Genomic DNA, 5,064 nt, shown 5'->3' on the forward strand with positions numbered 1-5,064 from the left:
CATTGCCAAGCACCTAATTAGTACCCTAGTGGTATGAGAGAGAACCCCAGTTGCGATGCAGCTGGGGTTTTTTCGTTATGGGCCGAAGATCAAAACGCTGATGCCGGACGCCCACTATCTCCTCTGTCCTCTGAGTTATCTCCTCCGGACTTGCACGGTACGCTCCCACCTTATTGTAGGGTTGTCTTCAGGCAACCCGGCAGGCGCCAGCGTGCCGTCTGATACTCACCTGGCGTGCGAGCAGGCACTATTAACGCTTCTTCGAAGCGTGGGTCGCCTAAAGACGACCCTACCGGCCTGATGACCAACTATCGATCGGTTACAACAGGCCCCACAAAGTGTCGAATACGATCTTCTGAGCCGCTGCCACCTCGGCTGAATCGATTACAACGGCGGTAGGGTAGTTCTCTGAAGCCAGAGAGATGATGGCACACTTCGGGGGGTAAACGGCGATATACGCGGCATCAACGGGGCCTTCGGTGCGGATCCACTTACGTTCTGATAACTCGGCGTCTTCACCCCCTTCTCCGATCGCAATAACACGCACCCCAATACCTTTTTGAATACGTTGGTTTGTGAAGTTCGGAAAGGGTCTGTAGAGGTGCGGTCGGATCGGTTTGGAGGAGAACACGCAGTACTCTCTCTGTTGCTGGCTCGAGACTGTGTTCAATATATCCTTGAGTACCAACTCGATGCCTGCATCCCCTTCATAAAACTGTACGTTTGCCGCGCTGAAATCAGGGCGAAGGTGATTCAGGTCAGGAATAACTCTGCTTTTGAGTTGTTCGATCGCACTGTCTAACGATTGTCTTTTTTCCTCTGCCATTTGTAATAGGACGTCGGGATCTCGTGGTGCGAAATAGCGACGCTTCCCTTTGGGGAGGTACGTGACAATACCTTTAAGTTGCATCTCCTTTAGACATTCGTAGGCCGTACCACGGTTAATACCGGCTTGCTCAGCGATATTGCGAATCGAGCTGGGGCCCAATGTGAGGAGGGTACGGTAGAGGATCACTTCCCGATGCGAGAGGCCTAACTGTTCAAAAATTTTATCATTCATTTTGTCAATTTTTGTATGACAACCTGTATTGCAATCAGTGTGGATTAATTTAAAGTGCAATCAATCTTAGATACAAGTACTTATTTCTAATTGGGTCTGCGGACCAAGGAACATTTCTTACTCATGTCAGTTGATGTCGTTATTCTAGCTGCCGGCCAGGGCAGCCGTATGAAGTCTGCTTTACCCAAGGTTTTACATTCAGTGGGCGGTAAAGCGATGGTGCAGCATGTGATCGATAATGCCAGCAGTCTGGAAGACGCTGCGATCCATGTTGTCATTGGCCACGGTGCCGAAAAGGTACGTGAAACGCTTGCTACTCAACCGGTTCAGTTTGCGCTTCAGGAGCAGCAGCTGGGTACTGGCCATGCAGTGGCACAGGCGATGCCCAATGTATCAGCTGATAGCACGGTGTTGGTGCTGTACGGTGATGTGCCACTGACAAGCGCTGTTACGATGCAGGAATTGGTTGAGATTGCAGAATCTGGAGATTTTGGCTTGTTAACGGTGGACCTTCAGGACCCTACCGGTTACGGCCGTATCGTCCGTGATGATGCGGATAATGTGATCGCCATTGTTGAACATAAAGATGCTAGTGATGCTCAGCGTGAAATTCGCGAAGTGAACACGGGGATTCTTGCGGTATCGGCCAGTAAGTTAAATGACTGGCTGCCTCAATTGTCTTCTGAGAATGTTCAGGGTGAGTACTATCTGACGGATATTATCGCTATGGCCGCCAGTCAGGGCTTAGCGATTAAGGCGATCCAGCCGAATACAGAACAGGAAGTGCAGGGTGTTAACAACCGTGTACAGCTGGCTGAACTGGAACGCTGGCACCAACTGCGCAACGCTGAGACATTGATGCTCAATGGTGCAACATTGGCCGATCCTGCTCGCGTTGATTTAAGAGGCACTGTCACACAAGGCAACGATATCTGGATTGATGTGAACGTCGTACTGGAAGGTGACGTATATATCGGTAATAACGTCCGTATCGAGTCGAATTGCGTTATCCGTAACAGTCGCATCGGTGATGGTACGGTGATCAAAGCGAACTCCCATCTTGAGAACGCTGTTGTCGCCGAGAACTGTGACGTAGGTCCTTACGCACGCTTGCGTCCGGGGACTGAACTGGCGAACAAAGCCAAGGTTGGTAACTTTGTAGAGACCAAAAAAGCGCTGATCGGCGAAGGCTCTAAAGTGAACCATCTGACCTATGTTGGCGATGCTAAGCTCGGTAAAAACGTAAACGTAGGCGCGGGTACGATTACCTGCAACTACGATGGTGTGAACAAATCACTGACCGAAATCGGAGATGGTGCTTTTATTGGTTCTAACAGCTCTCTGGTCGCGCCAGTCAGTGTAGGCGCGGGTGCGACAGTAGGCGCAGGTTCAACCATCACTAAAGCGGTAGACGACGACCAGCTGGCAGTAGCTCGTGGAAAACAAATCAACCTGAGCAACTGGCAGCGTCCGGTTAAAAAGAGCTAAGGAGTAGGCATCTATGTGTGGCATCGTTGGCGCTGTAGCAGCGCGTCCAATTTCTGAAATATTGCTCGAAGGTCTGCGCCGTCTGGAATATCGCGGTTACGATTCTGCTGGCATGGCTGTCTGGAACGGCGAAATGATCGACCGTCGTCGTCGTACCGGTAAAGTTCAATCGCTGGCGGATGCACTTGCCGAACAGCCTTTGCCGGGGAGCTTAGGTATCGCTCATACGCGTTGGGCAACGCATGGCAAACCGCTAGAGAAAAATGCCCATCCGCACATGTCGACGGAGCGTGTAGCTGTCGTACACAACGGCATCATCGAGAACTTCGAAGTCCTGAAACGTGAGTTAATCGATAAAGGGTTCGAGTTTAGTTCTGATACGGATACTGAAGTCATCGCTCACCTGATTAATGATCAGCTGAATGAGGGGGCAGAACTGCTGGATGCGGTTCGCAACAGTGTTGCGCGTCTGGAAGGTGCTTTTGCGCTGGGTGTGGTCGAAAAAAATCATCCTGATCGTCTGATAGCTGCGCGCCAGGGCAGCCCGCTGGTGATCGGTGTCGGTATTGGCGAGAACTTTATTGCATCCGATCAACTGGCGTTGTTACCGGTTACTGACCGCTTTATCTTTTTGGACGAAGGTGACTTTGCGTGTCTGACGACAGACGATATTGCTATTTGGGATGCGAATGCACAGCCGGTAGAGCGAGACGTCCAACAATACGAACACAGTGTGTCTGCCGCTGATAAAGGCGAGTTCAAGCACTACATGCTGAAAGAGATCTATGAGCAGCCAACTGTTGTCAAAGCGACGATGGAAGGACGTCTGGCAAATGGCCGTTTATTGGAACAGGCTTTTGGTGCCGGTGCATCTGAAATTTTTGACCAGGTTAAGCAAGTACAAATTATCGCATGTGGTACCAGCTATCATGCCGGTTTAGTCGCGAAGTACTGGATCGAAGAGTTGGTTGGCATTCCGTGTCTGGTCGAAGTCGCCAGCGAGTTCCGCTACAGAACCGTTGTCTTGCCGGAAGGTACTTTATTCCTGAGTATCTCCCAGTCTGGTGAAACGGCTGATACATTGGCCGCTCTGCGTGAGGTTAAAGACAAAGTACTGGCCAGCCTGACGGTATGTAATGTGCCGGGCAGTTCACTGGTGCGTGAGTCTGATATCTGCTTGATGACCAATGCCGGGCCTGAGATTGGGGTCGCTTCAACCAAAGCGTTCACAACTCAGTTGGTGGCTCTGATGCTGACGACTCTGGCACTGGGGCGCCGTCATGGGCTGAGTGAAGAAAAGGAAGTTGAGATCGTATCCGCTCTGCAATCCTTACCCGAATTGCTGGAAGAATCTCTGGCGATGGCAGCGGATATTGAAGTAATGTCTGCGGCGTTTGCTGAAAAGCAGCACAGCTTGTTCCTGGGACGCGGCCCGTTGTATCCCGTAGCGATGGAGGGGGCTCTGAAGTTGAAAGAGATCTCATACATCCATGCGGAGTCTTATCCTGCTGGTGAGCTGAAACACGGCCCTCTGGCACTGGTCGATAAGGATATGCCAGTTGTGACGGTGGCACCTAAAAATGGCATGCTGGATAAACTCAAAGCCAATCTGCAGGAAGTACAGGCGCGTGGCGGAGAGCTGTTTGTGTTTGCCGGTGACAGCAATGACTTGAAAAAGGAAGAGGGCGTTCAGGTACTTCAGGTGCCCGAGGTTCCCGCGATTCTGGAAGCCATTGTCTACACCATACCGTTACAGCTACTTTCCTACTATGTGGCTGTATTGAAAGGTACGGATGTGGATCAGCCGCGTAACTTGGCTAAATCGGTTACTGTCGAATAATCTGAGTAGCCTTTGGACTTTGTGTTGTTGAGCAACAATAGTTTTTGACACAAAACAATATAATTTGACACAAAACAATATATTTTGACACTTGGGGCCCCCGCTCTATACTTTCGATAAGTAGTAGACTATTGGAGAGTGTAGTGAGGGGGCGTCGTTTCAAGACTCAAGCTGATATAGACCGTTATATTCAGCAAGGATATGGCCAAGGGGAGGGCGCGGACTACAAGCCGTGGCTTCGAGTTCAGGATGTGCCCTCGCATGGACGATCTAGGAAGGTTCCTGGTAGCAAGGTAGATCGTACACATCATTTTCTATCGGATCTTGAGTTTGCATATTTCCTAACTCTGGAATTCTCCGAACGTGTCATAGACATTCGTGAACAATATCCAATTCTCCCAGTCGATGAAGCAATGGATATTGCTGTCAGCCTAGGTATTAAATATCCCACCTACCCTGGAACCAAGGTTCCGTACGTACTGACTACAGACTTTTTAATCACTTATCTAGGCGATGATGGTTCAACGCATCAGGCGGCGAGAACAGTCAAATATACATCGGAGCTTTCACCCTCACGAGAGCTTGAACGGACGCTACAAAAACTAGAACTTGAACGTTGCTACTGGGCTAATAAAGGTGTCGATTGGCTGGTTGTTACAGACGATGCGATTGGACC

4 protein-coding genes are annotated in these 5,064 nt (G+C 50.2%); 3 read left to right on the forward strand and 1 reads right to left on the reverse strand.

All coding sequences use genetic code 11. From position 1 onward, the window contains the following. Nucleotides 1-319: 319 nt before the first annotated feature. Nucleotides 320-1,060 carry a TrmB family transcriptional regulator gene (locus ABYW01_RS13635; protein ID WP_372833569.1) on the reverse strand — a complete coding sequence of 247 codons (741 nt, stop codon included), beginning with the start codon at nt 1,058-1,060 and terminating at the stop codon, nt 320-322. A gap of 123 nt (nt 1,061-1,183) precedes the next feature. Here ABYW01_RS13635 and glmU point away from each other — a divergent pair, with 123 nt between their 5' ends. The 3 genes from glmU to ABYW01_RS13650 all read left to right on the forward strand — a co-directional run. Beyond that, complete coding sequence (gene glmU, locus ABYW01_RS13640; RefSeq protein ID WP_372833572.1) at nt 1,184-2,548, forward strand: bifunctional UDP-N-acetylglucosamine diphosphorylase/glucosamine-1-phosphate N-acetyltransferase GlmU; 1,365 nt, start codon at nt 1,184-1,186, stop codon at nt 2,546-2,548. A 13-nt stretch (nt 2,549-2,561) separates the two neighbouring features. Then, complete coding sequence (gene glmS / locus ABYW01_RS13645) at nt 2,562-4,388, forward strand: glutamine--fructose-6-phosphate transaminase (isomerizing) (RefSeq protein ID WP_372833574.1); 1,827 nt, start codon at nt 2,562-2,564, stop codon at nt 4,386-4,388. A gap of 143 nt (nt 4,389-4,531) precedes the next feature. Beyond that, nucleotides 4,532-5,064, forward strand: a 533-nt coding sequence (locus tag ABYW01_RS13650) for a TnsA endonuclease N-terminal domain-containing protein (protein WP_372833576.1), incomplete at its 3' end; no start/stop codon positions are given.

It is taken from the genome of Pontibacterium sp., assembly GCF_041587635.1.
In the GTDB taxonomy this organism is placed as follows: Bacteria; Pseudomonadota; Gammaproteobacteria; order Pseudomonadales; family Balneatricaceae; genus Pontibacterium.